Origin of the sequence: Thiomicrorhabdus immobilis, assembly GCF_021654855.1 — a bacterium.
Lineage (GTDB): Bacteria > Pseudomonadota > Gammaproteobacteria > Thiomicrospirales > Thiomicrospiraceae > Thiomicrorhabdus > Thiomicrorhabdus immobilis.
On record NZ_AP024202.1, the window covers coordinates 883,277 to 908,448 of the forward strand.

General features: G+C 42.7%; 26 protein-coding genes. All 26 read left to right on the forward strand.

Going from position 1 to position 25,172, the window contains the following annotated elements; translation table 11 throughout:
- The first annotated feature begins 38 nt into the window (after positions 1-38).
- The 26 genes from L6421_RS03870 (at position 39) to L6421_RS03995 (ending at position 25,126) form a co-directional block, all read left to right on the forward strand.
- Positions 39-1,148 (forward strand): sigma-54 interaction domain-containing protein, encoded by a 1,110-nt coding sequence (locus L6421_RS03870; RefSeq protein ID WP_237263774.1) that lies wholly within the window; start codon positions 39-41, stop codon positions 1,146-1,148.
- Positions 1,149-1,179: 31 nt separating this feature from the next.
- On the forward strand, positions 1,180-2,328 hold the full coding sequence (locus tag L6421_RS03875; RefSeq protein ID WP_237263776.1) for a sensor histidine kinase: 1,149 nt from the start codon (positions 1,180-1,182) through the stop codon (positions 2,326-2,328).
- A complete protein-coding gene (locus tag L6421_RS03880) occupies positions 2,325-3,737 on the forward strand; it encodes a sigma-54-dependent transcriptional regulator (RefSeq protein ID WP_237263778.1) in 1,413 nt (470 codons plus the stop codon). Before L6421_RS03875 ends, L6421_RS03880 begins: the two co-directional genes overlap by 4 nt.
- Positions 3,738-3,905: 168 nt before the next feature.
- Positions 3,906-4,244 carry a flagellar hook-basal body complex protein FliE gene (gene fliE / locus L6421_RS03885; protein ID WP_237263780.1) on the forward strand — a complete coding sequence of 113 codons (339 nt, stop codon included), beginning with the start codon at positions 3,906-3,908 and terminating at the stop codon, positions 4,242-4,244.
- A gap of 49 nt (positions 4,245-4,293) precedes the next feature.
- Positions 4,294-5,985 (forward strand): flagellar basal-body MS-ring/collar protein FliF, encoded by a 1,692-nt coding sequence (gene fliF / locus L6421_RS03890; protein WP_237263782.1) that lies wholly within the window; start codon positions 4,294-4,296, stop codon positions 5,983-5,985.
- A gap of 1 nt (position 5,986) precedes the next feature.
- Positions 5,987-7,009, forward strand: a complete 1,023-nt coding sequence (fliG, locus tag L6421_RS03895; protein ID WP_237263784.1) for a flagellar motor switch protein FliG — start codon at positions 5,987-5,989, stop codon at positions 7,007-7,009.
- On the forward strand, positions 7,010-7,795 hold the full coding sequence (locus L6421_RS03900; RefSeq protein ID WP_237263786.1) for a FliH/SctL family protein: 786 nt from the start codon (positions 7,010-7,012) through the stop codon (positions 7,793-7,795).
- Between the two features lie 59 nt (positions 7,796-7,854).
- The gene (gene fliI / locus L6421_RS03905; protein WP_237263788.1) at positions 7,855-9,201 is read left to right on the forward strand and encodes a flagellar protein export ATPase FliI; all 1,347 of its coding nucleotides are present in this window, start codon (positions 7,855-7,857) and stop codon (positions 9,199-9,201) included.
- A gap of 36 nt (positions 9,202-9,237) precedes the next feature.
- On the forward strand, positions 9,238-9,687 hold the full coding sequence (gene fliJ / locus L6421_RS03910) for a flagellar export protein FliJ (protein WP_237263789.1): 450 nt from the start codon (positions 9,238-9,240) through the stop codon (positions 9,685-9,687).
- Between the two features lie 67 nt (positions 9,688-9,754).
- Positions 9,755-11,431 carry a flagellar hook-length control protein FliK gene (locus L6421_RS03915; RefSeq protein ID WP_237263791.1) on the forward strand — a complete coding sequence of 559 codons (1,677 nt, stop codon included), beginning with the start codon at positions 9,755-9,757 and terminating at the stop codon, positions 11,429-11,431.
- Between the two features lie 9 nt (positions 11,432-11,440).
- The gene (locus L6421_RS11520; RefSeq protein WP_311195292.1) at positions 11,441-12,436 is read left to right on the forward strand and encodes a methyl-accepting chemotaxis protein; all 996 of its coding nucleotides are present in this window, start codon (positions 11,441-11,443) and stop codon (positions 12,434-12,436) included.
- Between the two features lie 50 nt (positions 12,437-12,486).
- Positions 12,487-13,338 carry a flagellar motor stator protein MotA gene (motA, locus tag L6421_RS03925; protein WP_237263793.1) on the forward strand — a complete coding sequence of 284 codons (852 nt, stop codon included), beginning with the start codon at positions 12,487-12,489 and terminating at the stop codon, positions 13,336-13,338.
- A gap of 36 nt (positions 13,339-13,374) precedes the next feature.
- On the forward strand, positions 13,375-14,256 hold the full coding sequence (gene motB / locus L6421_RS03930) for a flagellar motor protein MotB (protein WP_237263795.1): 882 nt from the start codon (positions 13,375-13,377) through the stop codon (positions 14,254-14,256).
- Positions 14,257-14,282: 26 nt separating this feature from the next.
- Positions 14,283-14,897 (forward strand): flagellar basal body-associated FliL family protein, encoded by a 615-nt coding sequence (locus tag L6421_RS03935; protein ID WP_237263797.1) that lies wholly within the window; start codon positions 14,283-14,285, stop codon positions 14,895-14,897.
- Between the two features lie 10 nt (positions 14,898-14,907).
- The gene (gene fliM, locus L6421_RS03940; RefSeq protein ID WP_237263799.1) at positions 14,908-15,927 is read left to right on the forward strand and encodes a flagellar motor switch protein FliM; all 1,020 of its coding nucleotides are present in this window, start codon (positions 14,908-14,910) and stop codon (positions 15,925-15,927) included.
- On the forward strand, positions 15,920-16,375 hold the full coding sequence (gene fliN, locus L6421_RS03945) for a flagellar motor switch protein FliN (protein WP_237263801.1): 456 nt from the start codon (positions 15,920-15,922) through the stop codon (positions 16,373-16,375). Before fliM ends, fliN begins: the two co-directional genes overlap by 8 nt.
- Positions 16,375-16,839, forward strand: coding sequence for a flagellar biosynthetic protein FliO (gene fliO, locus L6421_RS03950; RefSeq protein ID WP_237263803.1), 465 nt, complete (start codon positions 16,375-16,377; stop codon positions 16,837-16,839). The genes fliN and fliO overlap by 1 nt, the downstream gene beginning before the upstream one ends.
- Before the next feature lie 49 nt (positions 16,840-16,888).
- Positions 16,889-17,578: a flagellar type III secretion system pore protein FliP gene (gene fliP / locus L6421_RS03955; protein WP_237263805.1), complete on the forward strand. Its 690-nt coding sequence runs from the start codon at positions 16,889-16,891 to the stop codon at positions 17,576-17,578.
- Complete coding sequence (gene fliQ, locus L6421_RS03960) at positions 17,578-17,847, forward strand: flagellar biosynthesis protein FliQ (protein ID WP_237264531.1); 270 nt, start codon at positions 17,578-17,580, stop codon at positions 17,845-17,847. Before fliP ends, fliQ begins: the two co-directional genes overlap by 1 nt.
- 3 nt (positions 17,848-17,850) lie before the next feature.
- Positions 17,851-18,630: a flagellar biosynthetic protein FliR gene (gene fliR, locus L6421_RS03965; RefSeq protein ID WP_237263807.1), complete on the forward strand. Its 780-nt coding sequence runs from the start codon at positions 17,851-17,853 to the stop codon at positions 18,628-18,630.
- Between the two features lie 3 nt (positions 18,631-18,633).
- Positions 18,634-19,758 (forward strand): flagellar biosynthesis protein FlhB, encoded by a 1,125-nt coding sequence (flhB, locus tag L6421_RS03970; RefSeq protein ID WP_237263810.1) that lies wholly within the window; start codon positions 18,634-18,636, stop codon positions 19,756-19,758.
- Between the two features lie 44 nt (positions 19,759-19,802).
- Entirely contained in the window at positions 19,803-21,896 is a 2,094-nt protein-coding gene (gene flhA / locus L6421_RS03975) for a flagellar biosynthesis protein FlhA (protein WP_237263811.1), read from the forward strand.
- 1 nt (position 21,897) lies between these two features.
- Positions 21,898-23,073 carry a flagellar biosynthesis GTPase FlhF gene (gene flhF / locus L6421_RS03980; RefSeq protein ID WP_237263813.1) on the forward strand — a complete coding sequence of 392 codons (1,176 nt, stop codon included), beginning with the start codon at positions 21,898-21,900 and terminating at the stop codon, positions 23,071-23,073.
- Positions 23,063-23,941, forward strand: coding sequence for a MinD/ParA family protein (locus tag L6421_RS03985; RefSeq protein ID WP_311195293.1), 879 nt, complete (start codon positions 23,063-23,065; stop codon positions 23,939-23,941). Before flhF ends, L6421_RS03985 begins: the two co-directional genes overlap by 11 nt.
- Before the next feature lie 19 nt (positions 23,942-23,960).
- A complete protein-coding gene (locus L6421_RS03990; protein WP_237263815.1) occupies positions 23,961-24,686 on the forward strand; it encodes an RNA polymerase sigma factor FliA in 726 nt (241 codons plus the stop codon).
- A gap of 41 nt (positions 24,687-24,727) precedes the next feature.
- Positions 24,728-25,126, forward strand: a complete 399-nt coding sequence (locus L6421_RS03995; protein ID WP_446033474.1) for a response regulator — start codon at positions 24,728-24,730, stop codon at positions 25,124-25,126.
- Positions 25,127-25,172 lie beyond the last annotated feature (46 nt).

Below are 25,172 nucleotides of genomic sequence, written 5' to 3' on the forward strand. Positions count from 1 at the left end.
AAAGTGACCTAGGTGTCATACAATTAAACGGCGACTAGATGTCTCAAGAAATTTTTGCTTCACTCGTTGGCAGTGGTCCAGCGATGCAACAGGTTAAAAAACTCATCCTTCAGGTAGCGCAAACCGATGCGACTGTTCTGATTCTTGGCGAATCGGGTACGGGTAAAGAGGTGGTTGCACAAGCCTTGCACAATGTTTCGGATCGATCCAATAAGGCTTTTATTCCTATTAATTGCGGCGCTATTCCCGCAGAACTTTTAGAAAGTGAACTCTTTGGTCATGAAAAAGGGGCTTTTACCGGGGCGATTACCGCTCGTAAAGGCCGTTTTGAAATGGCTGAAAAAGGTTCCATTTTTCTGGATGAAATTGGCGATATGCCGCTGCCGATGCAGGTTAAGCTGTTACGCGTTTTACAAGAACGAATTTACGAAAGAGTGGGCGGCAATAAAAGTTTTGAATGCGATGTTCGTGTTATTGCCGCTACACATAGAAATTTGGAAGATAGCATTGAAGCGGGGGATTTTCGTGAGGATCTTTTTTATCGCTTAAACGTCTTTCCGATTGAAATGCCCTCCTTACGGGAAAGACCCGAAGATATTGTTGAACTCCTTGAGTTTATGTTGAGCCGTATCCAGGCCAATGGTCGAAAAATCCCTACCTTCTCTGAAAAAGCTTTAATTGCTCTCCAAAACTATCCTTGGCCAGGTAATGTACGCGAGCTTGGTAACCTTTCAGAAAGACTTTCTATATTGTTTCCAGGCTTGCCAGTCGATTATGATGATCTACCTGCAAAATATCAGGTTGAATTGCCAGAAGATGCCCAGTTAATTGTTGCTCCAAAAGCTGAAGACTCGCAAGTGAGTAGTGTTGAGGTGTTGCAAAACACTACTGCAGAAAAGGATGAATTGGATGAGAAGTTAAGCAATGCCAACTCTTCATCCAATGCGTTTGAATCATCAGATTTAGTGAATACGACGCCTAATTTGGACGAAGGTTTGGATTTGAAGTCTTATTTAGTGGAGATGGAGGTTCAGCTGATTCAACGGGCTCTGTCACAAACTGATGGCAATGTATCTCAAGCTGCAAAATTATTACAAACGAATAGAACAACTTTGGTAGAAAAAATTCGTAAGTATGATTTGTCATAACCACAATGTAATGAATGTTAGGTGAATTGAGTTGATTAATATTGAAGAGCAAAAGCGTTTGAATGAGTTGGAAGCGGCTTTTGATTTGTTTAATCAAACCTCAATGCAATTGACCTCGTCCTACGATGCTCTTCAGACTCAGGCCGCCCATCTTCAAAAACAACTTGCGGAAAGCGATCAAGAAAAAAGACAAGTAGCGGATAAGTTGAGCCGCTTGTTGGATTTGTTGCCTGCTGGTGTGATTGTTTTAAATGAAAAAAATCAAATACTCGAAATGAATCCAAGTGCGAAATCGATCTTAGGTGAAGATGCGATTGGGCGTGATTGGGATATTGTCATTATGAATGTCTTTCTGAATTCAAATGATGCTGGAGAACTCATTACCCACGACGGTTTGGTTTTTCAACTATCGGAATCTCCTGCGGATAGTGATTTAAGTCGTATTCTATTGATTCAGGATGTGAGTGCGGCAAGGCAATTGCAAGAACATGTCAGTCGTCACCAACGATTGCATTCTATGGGTGAGATGGCAGCCTCTTTGGCTCACCAGATTAGAACGCCTTTGTCTTCTGCGTTGCTGTATGTTTCTCAAATGAACTCCGAACATTTGGATACGGATAAACGCGAAAAATTTGTAGGCAAGGCGTTGAATAGTTTGAATCACTTAGAGTCCTTGGTTAAAGATATGTTGCGCTATGCCAAAGGCGGTAAAGGTAGCGAAAAAGAGATTTTAATTGATTCTTTGATTGCTAACTTGGAACAAGCTGTTGATGCTCAAATCACACAGTCGAACAGTAAAATCCGTTTTAATGGATTCTTACCAGGCCTAGTCATTACCGGGGATCAAGATGCATTGATGACTGCATTGCAGAATTTAGTTGGAAATGCCATTGATGTGGTTGGCCAAGCGGCGCAAATAGAAGTCAGTGTGAATAAACTTTCCGATGAAAAAGTGGATTTGGTCATTAGTGACAAAGGGCCAGGCATCGAATCGGAAAAGTTAGAAAAAATTTTTGAACCTTTTTATACCAGTAGGGCAAAAGGGACGGGTTTGGGTTTGGCGGTTGTTAGAGCCATTGCCGAAGCACATGGTGGTGAAGTTTGGGTTAAGTCAATAGTGGGTTATGGCACGCAGTTTGGGTTGCGTTTACCATTAACGTCTAGAAAGGAAACTGTATGAGTATTGCCAAAATTTTGGTGGTTGAAGATGATTGTGAACTTCAAGAGGCATTGGTTGATACTTTAACGTTAAATGGCTTTGAAATTATCAGTGTAAGCAGTGCCGAGGAAGCTTTGCAGGCTTTAGATGACGAAATTGGCATGGTGTTTAGCGATATCCGCATGGATGGCATGGATGGTTATGCGCTTATGTTGCGAATCCGTGCAATCAAGCCTTACTTGCCGATTGTCTTGATGACCGCTTATGGCACCATTGAACAAGCGGTTGAGGCGATGAAAGCCGGTGCTGTGGACTATATCGTAAAACCCTTTGAAGCCAGTGTTTTGGTGGAAAAGGCTAAGGTTTATTTCAATCGTGATGCTTCCAGTGAGGATGACTTTATTGTTGCCGAGCCTGCTACACAACAGCTTAAGACGATGGCTAAAAAAGTCGCTCAAAGTGAAGCCAGCGTTTTAATTAGCGGGGAGAGTGGTACCGGTAAAGAGGTTTTAGCCCGCTATATTCACATGCAGTCTCCTCGTGCTAAACAGCCGTTTGTTGCGATTAACTGCGCAGCCATTCCAGAAAGCATGCTTGAAGCGATGCTGTTCGGTTATGAGAAAGGGGCTTTTACTGGGGCTGCAAAAGCGATGCCTGGTAAGTTTGAGCAGGCGCAGCATGGGACGATTTTCTTGGATGAAATCGGTGAGATGAAACCGGATTTACAAGCCAAGCTTTTACGTGTGCTCCAAGAAAAAGAGGTTGAGCGTATCGGAAGCTCCAAGGTGGTTGAGTTGGATGTGCGTGTCCTGAGTGCTTCAAATGTCGATATGAAAAAAGCGATTGGCGAGGGAACCTTTAGGGATGACCTGTTTTATCGTTTGAATGTCTTCCCAATGCATTTACCACCTTTGAGAAAGCGTCAAAGAGATATCGCGGCGATAGCGGAACGTTTAATTCAGAGGCATTGCGGTTCTACCCGAGTTCAGCCAATGATTTCCGCCCCGGCGATGAAACGCCTTATTCAATATACCTGGCCTGGTAATATTCGCGAATTAGATAATGTGATTCAGCGAGCCTTGGTTATGATGTCTGGTGATACCATTCAAGAGCAAAATATCTTATTGGACGAAGGGTTTGAATCCAATGTTGTGTTAAGTTCATCCTCCGATTCGGAGTCAGTCCAATCTGCTAAAAACGATATTGATGCCATTAACGAGTCTGAAGTTGTAACGCTATCTTATGAAGACGACTTTACTCCCATGGAGTTACCAATGGATTTAAAAGCCCGAGAAACTCAGCTGATTTTAGAAACGCTTAGGCAGAATTCTGGGCATCGTCAAAAGACGGCAGAAGCGTTGAATATTAGTCCGCGAACTTTACGTTATAAGATTGCCAAACTTAAAGAACAAGGTGTTGATGTGCCATAAAATCCCCGTTATCGGCCAATTGAATAATTAGTTTAGAGAATTGTTGGTTTTTTGACGGAAAAATGGCATATCAATTGCTGAAAGACGTTTAGAACTATGTGATAATGCATTGCATTCATAGAATTTAGTTGAAATAGCATACTGCCTTTTTTGGAGTTAACGATACAGATGAACCCGATTGATACGCAAAGTTTAATGTTGCAAATGAGATCTCTAGCTGCGCAAGCTGAGTCCAAGTCCGTTGTGGATGCAACAGAAAGTGTGCAAGCAGGAGGCGATAAAGCGGCTAATTTTGCCGATTTATTGGCTGAGTCTGTGCAATCTGTTAACCATGAGCAGCACAAAGCTGGTGATATGAAAAAAGCCTTTGAACAAGGTGATTCGGAAATGGAATTGTCTGAAGTTATGCTTCAGGTTCAGAAAGCAAGTTTGTCTTTTCAGGCCATGACCCAGGTAAGGAATAAACTCGTTGAAGCCTATAAAGATGTGATTAATATGCCTTTATAGTTAGCAGCTTGATTGTCTAACTAAAATTAAAAGATAAGAAGATTTCATAATGGCTGAACAACAAGCTTCAATAGATAACACACTGAATACCATGCCTCCTTCTGGTGTTGGGTCTACGCTGTTAAATAATCTCACTTCTTTATCGGTTGCCAAACAGGTTAGCTTGGTTGTCGCATTAGCTGCGTCACTGGCTTTGGTTGTTGGGATTGTACTCTGGTCACAAAATACTCCGTATACCTTGCTTTTCGGCAGCGTTGATGCCAAAGATATGAATGAAATCGTGCAAACATTAGAGCAGGATGGCGTTAAATATCAGATAGATCAGGCTAGCGGTGGGATTCTAGTTCCAACCGATAAGGTTCATTCATTACGTCTTAAACTTGCCGCCGCAGGGTATCCCAAACAAGCCGCAACAGGCTATCAACTTTTAGATGCCGAACAAGGGTTCGGTATTTCTCAGTTTAAAGAAACCACCCGTTATCATCGAGCATTAGAAGGTGAGCTGGCCAAGTCGGTATCCTCTATTAATGCGGTCAAGTCTGCAAGAGTTATGTTGGGGTTGCCTAAACGTTCGGTGTTTGTTCGTAAACAGCAACAACCTTCGGCATCGGTTGTTGTTAAGCTTTATCCTGGTAGAACCCTGAATGAAGAGCAAGTGAGTGCCATTGTCTACCTGGTCGCCTCTAGTATTCCCAATATGGATGTCAAGTTTGTTACGGTTGTTGACCAACATGGTAATTTATTAACCGGTTCTCATTCGAATACTGGCATGCTTAACATGAGTATGAAGCAGCTTGATTATACTCGACAGGTTGAAGAGACGCTTTCCAATAGAATTATTAAGTTGCTGGCTCCTATTGTTGGTGGTGAAAATAAGGTTCGAGCTCAGGTTACAGCCGAACTCGACTTTACTCAGCAAGAGCAAACACGTGAAAACTATGAGCCTGATCCGGAAGCCGTGCGTTCTGAACAGGAAGTTAAAGAAATCAATCGTAATCAGGGACCAACAGGGATTCCTGGTGCTTTAACCAACCAACCCCCAAGAGCAGGCCTTGCTCCTGAAGAAGGCTATACGCCAGAAAACGATCCAAATCTTAAGAGCTCAAGTGAGAAGAAAACCAAAAACTATGAGCTGGATAGAACGGTTAGCCATATCAAAAATGCTGTTGGTAACATTCATCGATTATCCGTTGCGGTTGTGTTGGATGATAAGACAAGTTTGGATGAAAATGGTGCGATTGTCCGTCAACCGTTGGGAGACGAAGAGTTGCTGCGTTATAGACGTTTGGTGAGTGATACCGTCGGTTTAGATGAAACAAGAGGCGATACTTTAAGTGTTGTAAACGCCTCATTTGTTGTTGCGCCAACCGAAGAGCTGGAAATGACACCTATTTGGCAAGAGTCGTGGTTCTGGAATTTGGTTAAACAGTTGTTAGCAGGCCTGGCGGTGTTGATTATCATCTTTGGTGTGATTCGACCGATGTTAAGAGATCTCTCTAAGAAGGAAAAGACTTATTTGGAGTACCCGGATGATGTTCCTGAGGAAGAAGAAGAGTTAGAGAATGTCGATGAAATCTCTAAAGCTCTTGAACAAATGAATGAAGAGGTTGAGCAAACAGCAGCCGAATCTGAAGCGGAATCACAAGCTGAGCACGAGTTATTAGAGAAAGTACGAGCTATTGTGGCTGCAGATCCAAAAGTTGCCGCCCATGTAATCAAACAGTGGATGTCTGGAGCTTAATATGCCTGAATCAGTGATTGAAGAAATAGGAAAACAAAAAGATATTTCCAAGCTTGATAAAGCGGCCATCTTATTACTTTCTTTAGGAAAAGACTCCGCAGCTAAAGTGCTTAAGCATTTAAATCCGAGAGAAGTGCAGCAAATCGGCTCAGCCATGACATCTGTAGAGAATGTTTCTCATGGTGATATTCACCATGTTATGAAATCTTTTTTAGATGAGATTGGTGAGGATGCGTTAGGTGTTGATCCAAGTGAATACGCTCAATCGTTAATGGCCGATGCTCTGGGCGATGGCGGTGGTCATCTTATGGATGCTGCCTTGCTTGGTGATCAGGTTAAGGGCTTGGAAGCTTTGAAGTGGCAGCATCCTTCAACGATTTCCAATATGCTTCGTAACGAACACCCTCAGGTTGTTGCAATCGTTTTATCTTATTTTGATTCGGATCAGGCTGCAGAAGTGTTAAGAGGTATTCCAGAGCGTTTTCAGGCCGAGGTCATTTATCGTATTGCAACCTTAACGACCATCCAGCCACGAGCACTGTTTGATTTGAATGATGTTCTTCAAAACGCTTCAAGTGATGGCGAGGGTGGTAAACTCGCTACCATTGGTGGTGAGAAACGCGCTGCAGAAATCTTGAACTTAGTAGGTGGCGGTGTTGATTCTAGAATCCTGGACGATATTGCCATTGAGCATGAAGATGTCAGTAAAGCGATTCAGGACAAAATGTTTGTCTTTGATGATATTGGTGGAATCGATGATAGAGGTATTCAGGCAATTGTGGCTGAAGTTCCAAGTGATCTATTGGTTGTGGCGCTTAAAGGTGCTGATACTGCGATTAAAGAGAAATTCCTATCCAACCTATCCAAACGACAAGCCGATATTATGCGCGATGATTTAGAAACCGGTGGTCCTGTTAAGCTTAGTGCGGTTGAAGATGCACAGCGTACCATTATTCAAACCGTTCGCCGCTTAGCCGATGAAGAGAAGGTCATGATGCCTGGCGGTGGTGAGGAGTTCGTGTAAGTGGATGATCAGTCTCTTAACACGGAAAGTTCTTTCAAAGAGGAGCAGATTCCTGTAACCAAACTTGTACAATCCACGGATTTACAATCGCCTAATATTGAACCATGGAAATTATCCAGTTTTGAAAAAGATGAGGTCGCAGAGACGACCAAGGTGTCTGCCGAAGTTTATGAAAAACTGCAGCGAGAGATCCAGCCTGAAATTCAGAAGCAAGCTGAATTGATAAAGAAAGACGCTTATGACTCTGCGTTCAAACAGGGGTATGACGAAGGTTTTCAAAAAGGGCTTGAAGAAGGCTCCAAGCAAGGAGAGCTAGAAGCTAAAGCTCAAGTAATGGAAACGATAGAGCCTAAAATAGAACAATTTGACGCTATTCTATCGGTTTTACATAAGCCTTTTGATTCTTTGGAGCAAAAGATTTATTCTGATTTAGTTGATTTCGCACTACATGTTGCCCAAACCGTCATTAAAAAAAATGTGCTTGAAGATAAAGATTGGATTTTAAACTCCGTGCAAGAGTCGGTTGAGCAGTTGCCAGAGTCATCAAGTGTCATTAATGTTTATCTACATCCTGATGATTTAGCTTTTTTACAAATTTCAAAACCTTCCATCTCCGAAAAATGGCAGCTACATGAAAGCCACAATGTCTATAAGGGCACTTGTTTGGTCAAGCAGGATTATTCAACTATATTGAATAGTTGGATCGCCCGTTTTGACGATATTGTAGAGCAAACCTCTCAAGAGAAAATGGTTGAATCAGAAGACAGCACCAGCTCTAAATCTTAAATTCAAATTTTTAGTTTGATCTTGCGTCCAAGTATTTTTACCAAAAATAGAAGAAAACCATGGAACTAACCAGTCGTTTAAACCGTAAGCTAAGCGAACGTTTGCAGCATTTGCAGGATGTGGCTATCAAGCCTCAGTCTTTAAAGGTTGCGGGACGTTTGGTGCGCATGGTTGGGATGACTTTAGAGGTTGTCGGTACTTTTGCGCCTATCGGTTCTCGCTGTCAGATTATGCGCGGTGTTGATTTGCCTCCGATAGAAGCCGAAGTGGTGGGCTTTCACGATGGAAGGCTATTCTTAATGCCGATTGGTGATACCAATGGTTTGTCGCCCAATGCTGAAGTGTTACCGGTTGAAGGCGGTGTGAAAGTCGGTGTCGGGCAAGCGATGCTAGGTCGTGTAGTAAGTGGCACTGGAGAACCATTGGATGGTTTAGGTGCGATTGAAGTGACCGATTATGTTCCTTTGTCAGGTGAAAGAATCAATCCATTGAGTCGTCATCCGATTACGGAATCATTAGATGTTGGTATTAAAGCAATCAATGGACTGTTAACTTTAGGAAAAGGGCAGCGTATTGGTTTGATGGCAGGAACAGGTGTTGGTAAGAGTGTGTTATTGGGTATGATGACACGTTATACCGATGCCGATGTTGTGGTGGTTGGCTTGATTGGTGAGCGTGGTCGCGAGGTAAATGAGTTTGTTCGTCAAAACTTAGGTGAAGAAGGTTTGAAGCGTTCCGTGGTGGTGGCTACGCCAGCAGATGATCCACCGTTAATGAGAATGCATGGTGCCATGCTTGCAACAGCAATTGCCGAATATTTTAGAGAACAAGGTAAAAATGTATTACTGTTAATGGATTCTTTAACTCGTTTTGCCCAGGCGCAGCGTGAAATTGCTCTAGCGGTCGGTGAGCCTCCTGCGAGTAAAGGGTATCCGCCTTCGGTTTTTGCAAAGCTTCCTCAGTTGGTTGAGCGAGCCGGAAACGGTAAGTTGGGGGGCGGTTCAATCACCGCAATTTATACCGTATTGGCTGAAGGTGATGATCAGTCGGATCCTATTGTTGACTCTGCTCGAGGTGTGTTGGATGGGCATATTGTCCTCTCACGAGAGATTGCTGATAGCGGACGTTATCCGGCTATCGATGTTGAGTCTTCCATTAGCCGTGTTATGGTTGAAATTGTTCCAGAAGAGCAATTGGTCATGGCTAGAAAATTTAAGAATTTGTACTCTACCTATCAACAAAACCACGATTTAATCAGTGTAGGGGCTTATCGTAGAGGGGCCGATAAGGTTATTGACGAGTCTATTGCGAAACACCCAGTGTTGAATGAATTTTTATCCCAAGGTATTCATGAGCATTATTCGGTTGAACAATCTTTAGAAGCGCTAAAAAAAGCGTTAAGTTAAAGTTGTATTTTTTGCGGTTGAAGAAAAGGTAAGCTTGTGGCAAGTCGACTACAAAGAATAAAAAAAATTATTGAGTTAGCCGAGGTTGAATTAGATCAAGCCGCGCAAACTTTTGCGCTTATGCAATCTAAATTGGCGGATGCTCAGTCACAATTAAGCTCGCTTGAGAGTTATCAAGCTGAATATGCTAAAAAACCGAGTTCGGTATCTCAAATATCTCCAATTCAATTGCAGACCCATAATGCTTTTGCGGATAAGTTGGTTCAGGCCGTGTTCGCTCAAAGCAATCAGGTGGCAGAGTCCCATAAAATGGTTGAGTTAGCTCAACAAAACTGGATTGAAAAACGCTCCCGGGTTAAAGCGCTAGAGGCCTTGGCTAAACGCATACAGAATAATGATTCTATTAAACTTAACAAGCAAGAACAACGAATGATGGACGAGTTAGCTTCTCAAAAATACCTTCAGGATACCAACGGTTTTATTTAAGTTTTATATCTAGGCATGCATATTGCTTTTCTTGAATTACTGAATAATATAGAGACGAGAGTCAATTATGCTTATTTCTTCTAATGTTTTACCAGCTGAACAACATGCTGAGGCGATGTCGCTTAAAGACAAAGGGCAAGCTTTGCCACAAGAGGCAAGCTTTTCAAACTTATTTGCCTCAATGTTTCAAAGGGCTGAAGATAAGCCAGCAAGCTCGGAATCTTTGTTGGATTCGCCTGCCGGCATCTTGCCTGGTTTGCAAGGCATTGATGTAGAAGCTTTAGACGCTACATCTTTATCTTCACCGGTTTCAGATGTTGCCGTTTTGTCAGGTTTGGATGGTTTTGACATTTCTGTAAATACTGAGGTTGCTGAAGGAAATGTTTTATCAAGCCTAAATCTTGCAAAAGACGGGGTTCAATCACCAGTTGGTGTTTCACAAGAATTGGATTCTGCTGAAAGTCCTGGTGTTGCACACAATATCATGAGTCTAGTTGAACATATTGTGGCCTCTAGCAAGGTGGCGGGGGATAATCGTCTAGTAAAAAACAATTCAAATGAAAATAGCGCCTTAAGAATGGATGAGCCATTGTTAACCGACCTGTCAGAGGAAAAAGTCCTTTCTTCAGAGATGGCTGATGGGACAATGGTTGATAGTGAGATGCTTTCAAGTACAACCCAGTCAGATGGGCGCGAAAAATTGCCAGCACTAATGATTGACGCCATAAATAATGACGTCGTTGAAGATGGGTCGAATGGCAATGGTGACGTCAGTTCATATATGCCTGGTTCAGATAGCGATTTAAACGTTATCACTCAAATGGATAGTGAACAAAAGCCCCAAGTTGGATTGCCGGAGTCCTCAGTAGTTTTGCAAACACCTAGTAGAGAGGGTTCTGAGGTTGATACTGATTTAGCTGTAAATCAGCTTGATTTGAAAGCGGTTTCTGAGGGAGCGGTTATTGCTTCTTCACCAGGGTCGGCAATGAATGGACATAGTGTAAACACTTCTCAATCGTCGACCTCGGTAGGTAGTTCAAATTCTCAGAGTCAGGCGCAATGGGGAGCTTCGGGTAGTGAAACTCAGCAGTCATCTTCAAATTCCGCTCAAAATAGCCAATCGTTTTCTCAGGGAACGGCTCAGCAGCAGAATCAAATGATGCAAGCACAAATGCAAAAAACGCAGGGTATTGAGCAACAGATGGTTGTGAAAGCAACGGATGAATTGTTGGCTAAGACAGATGTTAAAGAGGGGGTGTTAGGTACTGATTTGGTGACAGCTGAACGACGTGTTCAATTGCCATTAGGGATGCAAAGCATCGCGCTTCCAGTTAAGTCTCCCCAGTGGGGGCAGGCTCTTGGGCAGCGTGTTGTCTATATGGCAAATAATCAGTTGCAACAGGCAAGTATTACATTAAACCCCGACAAGTTAGGTCCGGTTCAAGTCAAATTACACATGGATAAAGATAAGCAGGTTCATGTCACTATGACGGCACATCATGCAACAACAAGAGAGGCAATGGATAATGCTTTGCCAAAATTGCGTGAGATGATGGAGCAGGCAGGTATAGACTTAGGGTCTTTGGACGTTGGCGATGATAGGCAGTTTGCCGAAGATATGAACTCACAATCTGGATCGAGTAGTGTTCATGTTAATTTAGAAGAACAAGATTCAGATTTGAAAAATGAAATGTCACCTACACAAGTAGTTGCTACAGATAATATTGTTGATTTTTACGCCTAGGAGCGAATTATGAAATTTGTAAAAAGTGTTGCTGCATTCTTTGCTCTGACAGCAACCAATGCATATGCTGATTCAACTATTGCAGGAATCCCGACGTTTGGATTTGTCATGATGGTGGTGGTAATCACTGCCGTTGTTGTCGGTGCTTTTGTTTATTTACTATTATGCAATAAGTCTGGAGCTTGTGATCAATCCGAGTTAGTTAATGCCATAAAAAATATTATTCAAGAGGATGATCTTGCCACTACGATTGATATTCCGAATTCAGATCCAAAATTGATTAATGCGATAAATTCCTTGCTCGAAATGGCTTCGAATCAGGTGACTAAGGAGATGATTGAAAAATCCACTTTTCAATCTAAGGTTGCCGACTTGGACGTGCAGATGGAAGAGTTGAATGAAACGTTAGCTGCGTGCTATGCACAGCAGCAGATGTCTGCACCAGCTACATCGGCGGCTTTTGATAATAGTGAGTTGTTAGCGTTATCGGCGAAACTTTCCTCAAAACTTGATGCTTTGAATACGGGATCTTCTCAGGGAATTGAATCAGCGGCGAATGTTATTAATGAAGTGAGCGGTTTAACCAATGAAGTAACGCACGCTTCAGGAGTGATTAAGCGCCTTGAAGAAGACAGTAGTAATATCGGAACGGTATTGGTTTTGATCAGAGATATTGCAGAGCAAACCAATTTGTTGGCGTTGAATGCGGCAATCGAAGCTGCTCGTGCGGGAGAGCATGGGCGAGGTTTTGCCGTTGTAGCTGATGAGGTTCGAATTTTAGCGGGTAAAACTCAGCAGGCCACGACAGAAATCCAGACAATTATTGAGGAATTACAACAACGTGCGAGAAATGCTGTGCAAGTCATGGAAAATGGTCAGAATCGCGTAGGTTCGACTCAAGAGCAAGCTGGGCGGGTGAGTGAGATATTTAATGGTATTGTCGAGCACCTTTCTGAGTTAAAATCTGCTCAGCAAGAATTATCAGCTGTTATTCAGAACAGTTAAGTAAAGCATAAAAATAAAATAAAGCACCGGATTAAAGGGAAGACTTAAGCATGAAAGCAATAGTAGGTACACTTGTTGTAATCGGTACCTTACTGGGTGGATATTTACCACACGGTAGTATTGGTATTATGATTCAGCCACTAGAGATGGTTATTATCTGTGGTGGAGCTTTGGGTGCCTATATCATTGCTAACCCAGGCTGGGTTGTTAAAGCGGGTTTTTCTCAGGGTTTAGGGTTGGCCAAACCACATCATGTTAACAAAGAACTCTTTATGGAGTTGTTAGGTTTGATGTTCAAAATATTCAATAAGGCTAGAAGAGAAGGTTTGATGTCTATCGAAGCTGATGTTGAAGACCCTCATGCGAGCGAGTTATTCAATAGCGCTCCCAAAGTCGCTGCAGATCATCATGCAATCGATTTTATCTGTGATTACCTACGACTGATGATTAGTGGTGCGAGTAACCCATATCAATTAGAGGACTTGATGATCCTAGAGTTGGATGCTCATCATCATGAGGCTATGATGCCAAGTGGTGCTGTTGGTAAGGTTTCTGAAGCATTGCCGGCATTTGGTATCGTTGCAGCCGTTTTGGGTATCGTCATCACTATGAGTTATCTTGATGCCGGTCCAATGGAGATCGCCCATCACATGTCAGTGGCATTGGTTGGTACCTTTTTAGGTATTCTTATCGCTTATGGTTTTATTGCGCCGATTTCTTCTGAGTTAGCAAACCGTGCTGAAGCTGAAAGTGCTTTCTATTCGGTGATTAAAACCTGTTTGATGGCTAACCTGAATGGTTATGCCCCTCAGGTGGCAGTGGAATTTGGCCGTAAAGCGGTGCCTAGCCATGAACGTCCGACTTTTACTGAAGTCGATGAATTTTTACAGAGTCAGAAGTAAAAAATAATTAATAATCTTAACGCTAGTTGAACTGCTATGGCTGATGAACAATCCATCATTATAAAACGCTTAAACAAGTGTCCGCATGTCGCTCATGGTGGGGCATGGAAAATTGCGTTTGCGGATTTCATGACAGCAACAGCGGCATTCTTTTTAATGCTGTGGGTTTTAGGTGGAACCAATGATGAAGAGATGAAGGCCATGGCTGAGTTCTTTAGAGATCCAACTGTGATTGAGTCATCTCCTATGTCATTGGTAGAATCGAAAGAGGCGGGAAGAACTTCCGATGCCATGATTGATATGGGTGGTTTTAAAGATTCGCCGAAAGGGCAGGAAGGTGATGAAGATGGTTCTGGCAAGGCTCAAGAAAAGGCTCAAATGGAGGCGATGAAGCTTGAGTTAGAACAAAAAATAGCCGAAAGTCCGACCCTAAAAGAGCTTAAAGAACAGTTGAAGATTGATGTCACGCCTAACGGTTTGCAAGTTCAGATTTTAGATGACCGTAAGCGTCCAATGTTTGGTTCAGGTGTAGATCTTCCAAAAGAGTATGCATCAAAATTACTGCAAGAAGTTGGTAAGGTTCTATCGACTACCAATAATAAAATCAGTATTGCCGGACATACCGACTCTTCTGGATATCATGATAGTTCAGAATATACAAACTGGGAGTTGTCTGCCGATAGAGCAAATGCCGCGAGAAGGTTGCTGTTGCAAGGCGGTGTCAACCCAGAACGAATTGCTCAAGCGGTCGGAATGGCTGATACCGTGCCGTTTGATAAGGAAAATCCGTATAATCCTCGCAACAGAAGGATTAGTATCATTGTTTTGAATAAAGAAGCTGAAGAGCGTTTGCGTAGTTTAAGTGATGCTCCTAAAGTAGAAGATTTAAGTAAAGAGTTGTTATTAACGCCTAATTAACCCAATGACGAGAAAAGGGAATTATTATGTCTGAAGAAGTTAAAGAAGAAAAGAAAAGTGGTGGTGGCAAAGGCCTTATTATTGCTTTATTAGTGGTGGTTATTCTTCTCTTAATTGGTATTGGGGTAATGGCTTTTCTACTGCTTAGTAGTGATAAGCATGCGGAAGATAAAACAAGTGATACAGAGGTTCACGCTTCAGCCGAACATGGCGATGGCGGGCATGGTGATGAGCAAACTGATGGTCATGATGTTGGTCATGCTAAAGAATATTCGCCAAAATATAAACAGTTTGAACCGCCTGCTCCAGAAGCTCCACCATCGTATTTCACCATGGATAAGTTTGTGGTGAATTTTTACGGTGATGGTCAGGCCAAGTTTTTAGCGGTGGATTTAAAGTTTATGTCCTATTATCCACAATTGGTCGGCGATGCCGGTGAAATGGAACATTTACGCCCAATCTTAAAAAATGACATTGAGCGTTTGTTGCGAAATCAACACTACAATGAATTAAGTAAACCTGACGGACCTGATAAGCTACGAGCTGATATTTTGGACGTAACCCGTAAAGTTTTAGAAAAACATAATATCTATCCAGATTTACTGGAAGATGTTTATATGACACGTTTTGTCATGCAGTAAGGCGATTTAAATGGATGATATCTTAAGTCAAGATGAAGTCGATGCCCTATTAAAAGGGATGGGTGGCGGCGATGTGGAAACTGAAGGTGATGATACTTCAGGGGCGCAGGGTGCCAAAGTCTATGACTTTACCAATCAGGAACGTATCGTACGTGGGCGTCTTCCTGCTTTAGATATTATTAATGAACGTTTTGCACGAGGCTTCCAACGCCATTTCAATGAAATGATTATGGCGAGTGTTGAGGTTACCGCAGGTGAAGTGAAAATCATTAAAATGATTGATTACTTGCGTAATCTTTTTGTACCGACAAGTTTAAATATCTATCGCATTAATCCCCTCAATGGAGTGTCGTTATTCACTTTAGACTCAAAGTTGATCTTTACCGCAGTTGATATTTATTTTGGAGGAACAGGTTTATTGCCTTTCAAAATTGAAGGTAGGGAATATACTCCGGTTGAAATGAGTATGGTGCGTAGTATTCTGGATATTACCTCAGAGAACATGCGTAAAGCATGGGGCCCTGTAATGGATATCGAGATCGAGTATATGCATTCGGAAATGAACCCTAAATTTGCCGGAATTGTTGATCCGACTGACATGATTATTGTCAGTCCTATTAACGTCCGTTTTGAGGGGGTTGAAGGGCGTGTAGACATTGTTATGCCTTACGCAATGTTGGAACCCGTCAGAGATAAACTTGAAGAGGGTATGCAGAACCTTCAAGGTGAAAGCGATAATCGTTGGTCTAGAACCTTAAAAGAAGAAGCCAAGAATATTGAAATCGACTTAAGTGTGAGCTTGGCCGAGCTCCACATGAATGTTGATGACTTAATGAAAATGGAAAAAGGCGATATTATTCCATTAGAAATGCCAAAAACGGTGACTGTTAAAGCCGAAAATATTGCGATAATGCGCGGTAAGCTTGGTGAAAGTCATAATAAGAAAGCTGTAAAAATTGAACAAGTTTTACGTCACCCCGCTTATCAAGAGCGAACGATAGACAATGTTAAGGAGTGGTACGATGAGTGATGAAGAAGATTTAAGTGCGTGGGGCGATGCATTAGCGGAACAAGCGGAATCTGAAGGTGGTTCGGATGATCCGTGGGGTGATGCTTTATCTGAGCAAGCCGATGCCGAAGCTGCGAATGCTGGGGCTGAGGCGATCAGCTCTGCTGCATTTGATGAGTTAGCTGCCGAACGCGGCAATAGTAAGGATAAAGTCGACCTAGATGTGTTGATGGATATTCCTGTTACCCTTCAGTTGGAGATTGGGCGAGCGAAAGTATCCATCCGTAATTTGTTGTCTTATACGCAGGGTTCCGTGGTGGAAATGGACCGTTTGGCCGGAGAGCCTTTGGATTTATTAGTTAATGGCACATTAATCGCTCACGGCGAAGTGGTTGTTATCAATGATAAATTTGGGGTTCGATTGACAGATGTTGTAAGCCCGCAAGAACGTATTAAGAAACTTAAATAATGCCAATGAAATATTTTAACCAGGCCTGGTTATCTTTTGTTTTAACGTTTTATTCGTTGTCTGCTGCGGCTGAGACAAAAGCCTCCACTTCAATTGGTGAAGGTGTCACTCAGCCAAGTGAATATTTCGGACAAATCGTCTTCTCTTTAGTGCTTGTCCTGTTGATTATCTTCATTTCCGCATGGCTGTTAAGACGTTATGGCCGCTTTCCAGGTGTCGCGGAAGGCAATTTGAAAGTACTTGGAGCCTTGTCGGTTGGACAGCGTGAACGGATACTTTTGTTACAGGTGGGAAGCGAACAGATTTTAGTCGGTGTTACCAGTAGCAGAATATCTCGATTACATCAGCTTGAAGTCCCTGTAGAAGTAAAGGATAATGTGCCGGTTAGCAGTCAGTTTTCGCAACGTTTACAAGAAGCGTTAAAACCTAAGGAAAATAAGCCACACGACCGTGAAGACCATTAAGCCACTTCTCTTATTAGCTTTAACTTTTTTTCCTATTTTAACCTGGGCAATGCCAGGTATTCCTGCATTTACCGTAGAAACGGATGCGGCGGGTAATCAAGATTACACCTTAACCATCCAGATTTTATTGTTGATGACGGGGTTAACCCTGTTGCCAGCGGCGTTAATTGCCACCACTTCTTTCTTACGGATTGTGATTGTGTTAGGTCTGCTTAGGCAAGCTTTAGGTACTATGCAAACCCCTTCAAACCAAGTCTTGATAGGACTTTCCTTGTTCTTGACCTTATTCATCATGACGCCCGTTTTGGATAAGGTTTATAGCACCGCTGTTGCACCATATTTAGATGAGCAGATTCAGTTCAAAGAAGCGGTGGAGTTGGGTTCTAAGCCAATGCATCAGTTTATGTTGCAACAAACCCGAGAAGATGATTTGGGGATGTTCGCCGAAATGGCCGACGTCACCCTAAATGATCCGCAAACCGTACCGTTTAAAGTGCTTATTCCGGCCTTTATGACCAGTGAACTAAAGACCGCTTTTCAAATCGGTTTTATGCTATTTATCCCTTTCTTAATTATCGATTTAGTCGTGGCGAGTTTATTGATGTCTATGGGTATGATGATGCTGTCGCCGATGATTATTTCTTTGCCATTTAAATTGATGCTGTTTGTTTTAATCGATGGCTGGGCGTTAGTCGTGGGAACATTAGCTAACAGTTTCGTTGTGCCCGGAGGGATATGATGCAAGAAGAGTTTGTATTGTCACTCGGTCAAAAGATGTTGGAAGTGACAGCGATGTTGGCTGGTCCTTTGCTCATTCCCGCACTGGTCATTGGTTTGATTGTCGGGATGTTTCAAGCGGCAACCCAAATCAATGAGATGACCTTAAGTTTCATCCCTAAGTTGGCTGTCGTCGGTATCGCGCTGGTTGTAGCCGGGCCATGGATGTTGAACACCTTAATCTCTTTTACCAAAGAGTTGTACCAAAACATTCCAGCTTTAATAGGCTAAAAAATGACTTTTAACTACCCAGAATTTTTGCAGCTGGTTGGTTTGTACTTCTATCCCTTCGTACGCATTGGTGCAATGCTCTCCATTATTCCCTTATACGGCATTCGAGCGGTTCCTGTTCGCGGACGTGTCATTCTTGCCGTGTTTTTAACTATTGTCATTGCGCCTGCATTGGCTTTGCCTCCTCCTGTGGATCCTTTCTCGTGGAGAGGGGTTTTATTTATTCTGCAGCAAGTCTTGATTGGTTTAGCGATGGGGGTCGTGTTTTTAGTCGTTTTCCAGGCTTTTGTGGTAGCGGGGCATTTAATCGCGATGGGGATGGGTTTGGCGTTTGCATCGATGGTCGATCCTGGAAGTGGTGTACAGGCGCCGGTGGTTGCACAATATTTCACCATTGTGGTGACTTTGCTATTTTTGGCTATGAATGGTCATTTATTGGTCATTCAGGTCATGGTGGACAGTTTTGAGTATCTTCCGATAGGCATTAACTTCTTAAATGCGGAAAGCCTACGGCTTTTAGTCGAGTTTGGAAGCTATATGTTCTCTGCTGGTGTTTTAGTTGCGTTGCCGGCTATTACCGCTCTATTGCTGATTAACGTTGCCTTTGGGGTCGTGACAAGGGCGGCACCGGCTTTGAATATTTTTGCGGTAGGTTTTCCGGTGACCTTGATAACAGGCCTGGTCATGCTTTCATTGACGACCCCGCTGATACTGCCACATCTGCAAGAGTTGATTCATCGAGCATTGGAGGTGATTACTCAGTTAAGGTTAACAGGAGGCTAAGCAATGGCTGAAAATGCTGATGGTAGCGAAAAGTCCGAAGAACCTACCCAGAAAAAGCTCCAGGATGCCAGGGATAAAGGCCAGGTTCCCCGGTCAAAAGAGCTTACGACTTTATTGATGACGCTTTCAGCCGCCGTTTTCTTACTGATGTACGGCTCTGTCATGATGAAGGATTTTATTGCTCTTGCATCAAGGGGTTTGAGTTTTGATCGTGATGTCGCTTTTGATGAACTTAAGCTGTTCGATTTGGTCACAGCTATTGTCATCGATGCCATCTACTTAATGACGCCTTTTATTTTGGTCATGGTTATCATTGCTTTGATTTCTCCAACTTTGTTAGGCGGCTGGTCTTTCAGTGCCAAAGCGATGGCCCCTAAGTTCAGTAAACTAAATCCTGTTTCAGGTATCAAACGCATGTTTTCGGCAACAGCGTTACTTGAACTTTTCAAAGCATTGGCCAAATTTACATTGGTCATTGCCATGGCAACTTACTTTCTATATTTTACATTCGATGAAGTTTTGGCATTGGGTATCGAGCCGTTACAGTTTGCCATGGCACATGCCGGGATCTTAATTGTTAAGGCGTTTATTTTTGTCAGCCTGTCTTTATTGATTGTTGCGGTTATCGATGTGCCATTTCAATTATGGCAACACAATAAACAGCTTAAAATGACAAAACAAGAAGTTAAGGAAGAGTATAAGCAACAAGAGGGAAATCCCGAAGTCAAAGGCCGTATTCGTCAGGTACAAAGGGAAATGTCGCAACGCCGAATGATGCAAAAAGTACCTCAAGCAGATGTGATTATCACCAACCCGACACATTTTGCGGTAGCGCTCAAATATGACCCCGAAAGTATGCGAGAACCCTTGGTCATTGCGATGGGTTCCGACTTTATGGCTGCGCAAATCAGAACAATTGCCAAAGAGAATAATATAACAATTGTAGAAGCCCCCCCTTTGGCTAGGGCTTTATACTATAATGCTGAATTAGATCGTCCTATACCTTACGATTTATTTAAAGCAGTGGCTTCTGTACTTGCTTATGTATACCAGCTTAAAGACTCTGGAAAGGCTGAAAATGTAGATTTTGCAAATTTACCAATTCCAGAAGATATGAAAACTGAATGAGACGAAAGATAAAGGTCTCAATTTTTAGGTGCTAAAGTTACTTAATGGATTTTAAACAATTAATTAGCAAGATTAAGGCAAATATGACCAGCGGTTTAGGGATTCCTATCGCTGTTTTAGCCTTATTGGGAATGGTAACCATTCCTTTGCCGGCATTCTTATTAGACGTTTTTTTTACATTTAATATCGCTCTTTCCTTGGTTGTCTTAATGGTCACGCTTTATGCAAAACGACCATTAGATTTCGCCATCTTCCCAACCATAATTTTATTAGCGACTCTTTTCAGGCTCTCTCTGAATATCGCCTCCACACGTGTGATTTTACTTGAAGGTCATAACGGCGGAGCCTCAGCGGGTCAAGTCATCGAAGCGTTCGGTGAGTTCGTTATCGGTGGGAACTATGCTGTCGGTTTGGTGGTGTTCGCTATTTTAGTGGTCATTAACTTTGTGGTTATTACCAAAGGGGCTGGCCGAGTAGCTGAAGTCAGTGCTCGTTTCACTTTGGATTCGATGCCTGGTAAGCAAATGGCAATCGATGCCGATTTGAATGCTGGTTTGATTACCCAGGAGCAGGCTCAGGTAAGACGTTCTGAAATAGCGACAGAAGCTGAGTTTTACGGCTCTATGGATGGGGCGAGTAAGTTTGTTCGAGGTGACGCCGTTGCCGGAATCATCATCTTGTTCATTAACTTGATAGGTGGGTTTGCCATCGGTGTTGGGCAACATGATCTGTCATTCGGGGATGCTGCACAGGTGTATACCCTTTTGACCTTGGGGGATGGCCTTGTTGCCCAAATTCCCGCTTTACTGCTGTCCACAGCTACGGCAATCATCGTTACTCGAGTAACCGGTGGTGATAAAAAGGATATGGGCGAACAGATGCAAATGCAGATGTTTGCAAGTCCAAAAGCTTTGGGAACCACAGCTGGAATTGTCGGTTTTTTAGGTTTGATTCCTGGTATGCCCAATTTCGCGTTTCTAGCCTTTGCCAGTGTTGCAGGTGGTGGCGCTTATCTTATTTACAAACAACAAAAAACCTTAGAGAAGGTTGAGCCAATCATTCCTGAAGAAATAGAAGCTGAAACCAAACCCGCCGACTTGAGTTGGGATGATGTCCAAGCGGTGGATGTCTTAGGTTTAGAAGTTGGTTATCGTTTAATTCCGATGGTAGACCAATCACAAAATGGCCAATTGTTAGATCGAATCAAAGGGGTTAGACGTAAAGTTTCCCAAGAGCTTGGTTTTTTGGTTCCTCCCGTTCATATTCGCGATAATTTGGATCTTAAACCTAATCAATACCGAGTCATGTTGATGGGAGTTCCTTCCGGTTCAGGAGAGGTTTATCCGGATAAGGAGTTGGCGATTAACCCTGGTCAAGTATTCGGGGATATACCTGGCCTGGTCACCAAAGACCCAACCTTTGGTTTGGACGCGGTATGGATAGCGCAAAATGACCAAGACCAAGCGCAGGCATTGGGTTATACCGTTGTCGATGCGAGTACCGTGGTAGCGACCCACGTCAGTCAGTTGGTTCAAGATTATGCTTATGAACTTTTAGGCCATGATGAAACACAGCAGTTGCTTGATAAGTTGAAAGTGTCTTCACCTAAGTTGGTGGATGAACTGGTTCCTGATAAATTGCCATTGGCGACTGTCGTTCGTGTCCTGCAAAACTTATTACAGGAAAAAGTTTCTATTAGAGATATGCGTACCATTCTAGAAACCCTTACTGAAAAAGCATCGATTACTCAAAACGCCAGTGAGTTAACAATACATGTCAGAACGGCTTTAGGGCGTTCTATCATTCAGGATATCGTTGGACAAGACCAGGAGTTGAAGGTGATTACGCTTGATCCAAGTTTGGAACAGTTATTGCTCCAAGCTACTCAAGGGGCTCCAGAAGGGCAGTTGGCCATAGAACCTGGCCTGGCAGAAAGGTTGCATTCAACCTTGAAAGAGGAGTCTCAAAAGTTAGAAGTATCTGGGCAATCAGCGGTATTGCTGGTGGCTCCACAAATTCGATCGCAACTTGCAAGATTATTTAGATATAGTTTACCTAGCCTATATATTTTGGCTTATTCTGAAGTGCCAGAAAACCGACAGATTAGCGTTGTCGCCAGTGTAGGCCAGGGAGGTTAGTGTGAAAATTAAGCGTTATTTCGCACCAAATATGCGTCAGGCTATGAATTTGGTCAGAGAAGAGCATGGTGATGATGCCGTTATTTTATCCACTAAGGATACAGGTAATGGTGTGGAAGTCGTTGCGGCTCTGGATCCAGACTCTAATGCGGCCCAAGAAAAACAAAATGTGATGAATAGTGGTAGCACTTTCCATTCACCAGAAGTGCATCAAGGCCAGTCTGCACAACAACAGGTAAATAGTTCTGCAGAACTGGCAAACATGGCTGGCGAACTAAAAGCGGTTAGGGCGATGCTGGAAAATCAGCTTTCAGGATTGGCTTGGGGGCAGAGTGAACAGAACGATCCTGCTAGAGTGGATTTACTAAAAAAACTGCTTCAGCTTGGCGTAGGTTGGAAGTTGAGTGAAGAACTTGTGAATGGTTTGTCTGTTATTAACCAGCAGGCCTGGTCAAGAATCTTGGACAAGATGGAATCGGAAGTACCCACTGAAGAGCGTGATCTTCTTGAAAGAGGGGGGATTGTCGCTTTGGTAGGGCCAACAGGTGTCGGAAAAACGACAACCATTGCAAAGATGGCGAGTCGATTTGTAATGAGAAATAGTCCGAATGAGTTGGCTTTGATTACCACGGATTGTTATAAAATTGGCGCACAGGCACAGTTGAAAACATTTGCCGAGTTAATTAATGTTCCGGTCCATGTAGCGAAAACTCAAGGCGAGCTTTATGCGCTATTGACTTCCTTAACAAATAAAAAATTGATATTGATCGATACTGCTGGAATGAGTCAGAGAGACCTACAATTATCTCAACAGGTTACTTCAGGTCATCAGGGGATTACAACGGTTAGAAATTACTTGGTGATGTCTGCGGCTACACAATTATCGGTAATGAAAGATATTGTGAAGTCTTTTAGCCAGGTCGTCCTTACAGGTTGTATTTTGACTAAGGTCGATGAAGCTGTACAATTAGGTAATGTATTAACGGTTTTGATTGAAGAAAAATTACCGATAGCTTACCTTTCAAATGGGCAAAGAGTCCCAGAGGACTTAGAATCTGTGAGGACAAGAGAGTTGATTGATCGAGCGATAGTCCTAGGTCGGCAAAACACACAAAATAATGATAATGAGCAAGCGTTCCGTTTAGGAATGGGTAAGGAGATTTCAGATGCTCAATGACCAAGCGGCAGGGTTACGTGCAATGCATGCTAATAAAACACAGTCTAGAGATTCAACGCCTCAACCAGTAAGAGTGATTGCGGTTGCGAGTGGTAAAGGTGGCGTAGGTAAAACCAATGTTTCGGTTAATTTGGGAATCTCATTAGCTCAACAAGGCAATCGTGTTTTGCTGATGGATGCAGACATGGGGCTGGCAAATGTTGATATTATGCTTGGTTTACAAACCAAATATAATTTGTCGCATGTGCTCGATGGAGAAAAAACATTACAAGAAGTCATTGTCGAAGGTCCAGGTGGTTTGAAGATTATTCCAGCGGCTTCTGGGGTTCGACGGATGGCACAGTTGAGTGCCATGGAAAATGCAGGAATCATCAATGCGTTTTCCGAACTAAATGGTGAGCTAGATATCCTTATTGTCGACACGGCAGCCGGTATTGCAGACAGTGTGATTAGTTTTTGCCGAGCGGCTCAAGAGGTCGTGGTGGTGGTGACCGATGAACCGGCATCGATTACCGATGCTTATGCTTTAGTCAAAGTGTTAAGTCGTGACTATCAGCTCTCAAAGTTTAGATTGTTAGCGAATATGAGTAGAACGCCAGCCCATGGCCAGCAGCTTTATGAAAAGTTCGCTAGAGTCTGCGAACAGTTTTTAGATGTGAGTATCGATTATTTAGGTACGGTACCTTTTGACCATGATTTACGTGAAGCGGTACAGAAACAGATTCCTGTAACAGTGTATCGTCCTAATAGTTTGGCTGCCAAATCCTTTAAGGGGATGGCTAAAAAAATAGAAACTTGGCCAATTCCTCGCGGTGTAACGGGGTATTTGCAGTTTTTTGTTGAAAATTTATTTCAATCTGGGCATTGAATAAGGTAGCGATTAGAGCATGAGCGGTACAAATGTTTACGAGCAAGTTCAAAAGCAATCCAGTAATGATTTATTGGATTTAGAGTCTTATTTACCTTTGGTAAAACGTATTGCGTATCACCTTAAAGGCCGCTTGCCCGATAGTGTATTTGTGGATGATTTGATTCAATCCGGCATCATTGGGTTGATTGAAGCCATGCATAAGTTCAATGCCAATCAAGGGGCTAGTTTTGAAACCTATGCGGGAATTCGAATTCGCGGTGCAATGCTCGATGAAATTCGGAAAGGGGACTGGACACCTCGTTCAGTTCACCGTAAATCGCGAGAGGTGAGTGAAGCTATTGCTAAAGTTGAGGCAAAATTTGGTCGTGAAGCTCGAGATGAAGAGATTGCGATTGAAATGGGGATTGAAATTGAGCAATATCATCATATTTTGCAAGACACCAACTCTGTCCAACTTCTATCTATTGATGAGCCTGATCACGATGAACTTTCTGAAGAGCGCATGGTCGGTAGCAGCGCAACCCCTTTAGGTGAACTTACCGAGAATGGCTTTCAAGAGGCTTTAGCACAAGAAATCACCAACCTCCCTGAAAAAGAGCGATTGGTCATGGCCTTGTACTATGATGAAGAGTTGAACCTGAAAGAGATTGGTGAAGTTTTAGAAGTGAGTGAGTCTAGAGTGAGTCAAATACATAGCCAGGCTATCAAACGTATCCGCTCTAGGATGGTCAATTGGATATAGAAAACGTAAAATCGATTAAAGTTCATTAGGGCTACCTCCTCGTGCATATTGATAGAGATTTGAAAATTTTGGTTGTTGATGACTTCTCAACAATGAGAAAGATTGTCAAAGATTTGCTCAATGAATTAGGCTTTAGTCAATATGATGAAGCCGATGATGGCGAAACGGCGTGGCCAATGATTCAATCGGGTGAGTATGACTTTATAGTCAGTGATTGGAATATGCCTAAGATGTCAGGTGTGGAATTGCTTAAAAAGGTTCGAGCACATCCGCATTTAAAAAACACACCATTTTTACTCATTACCGCAGAAGCCAAACGTTCACAGATCATAGAGGCGGCAGAAGCTGGTGTAGATGCTTATATCGTTAAACCTTTTACCGCCGCGACACTTTATGAAAACATTCATCAGACACTTAAGAAGGCGGCCGAAAGGCGGTAATAAATTTTGTCTTATTTAAATTAAAAGAAAAAAGCAAAGCTCTGTT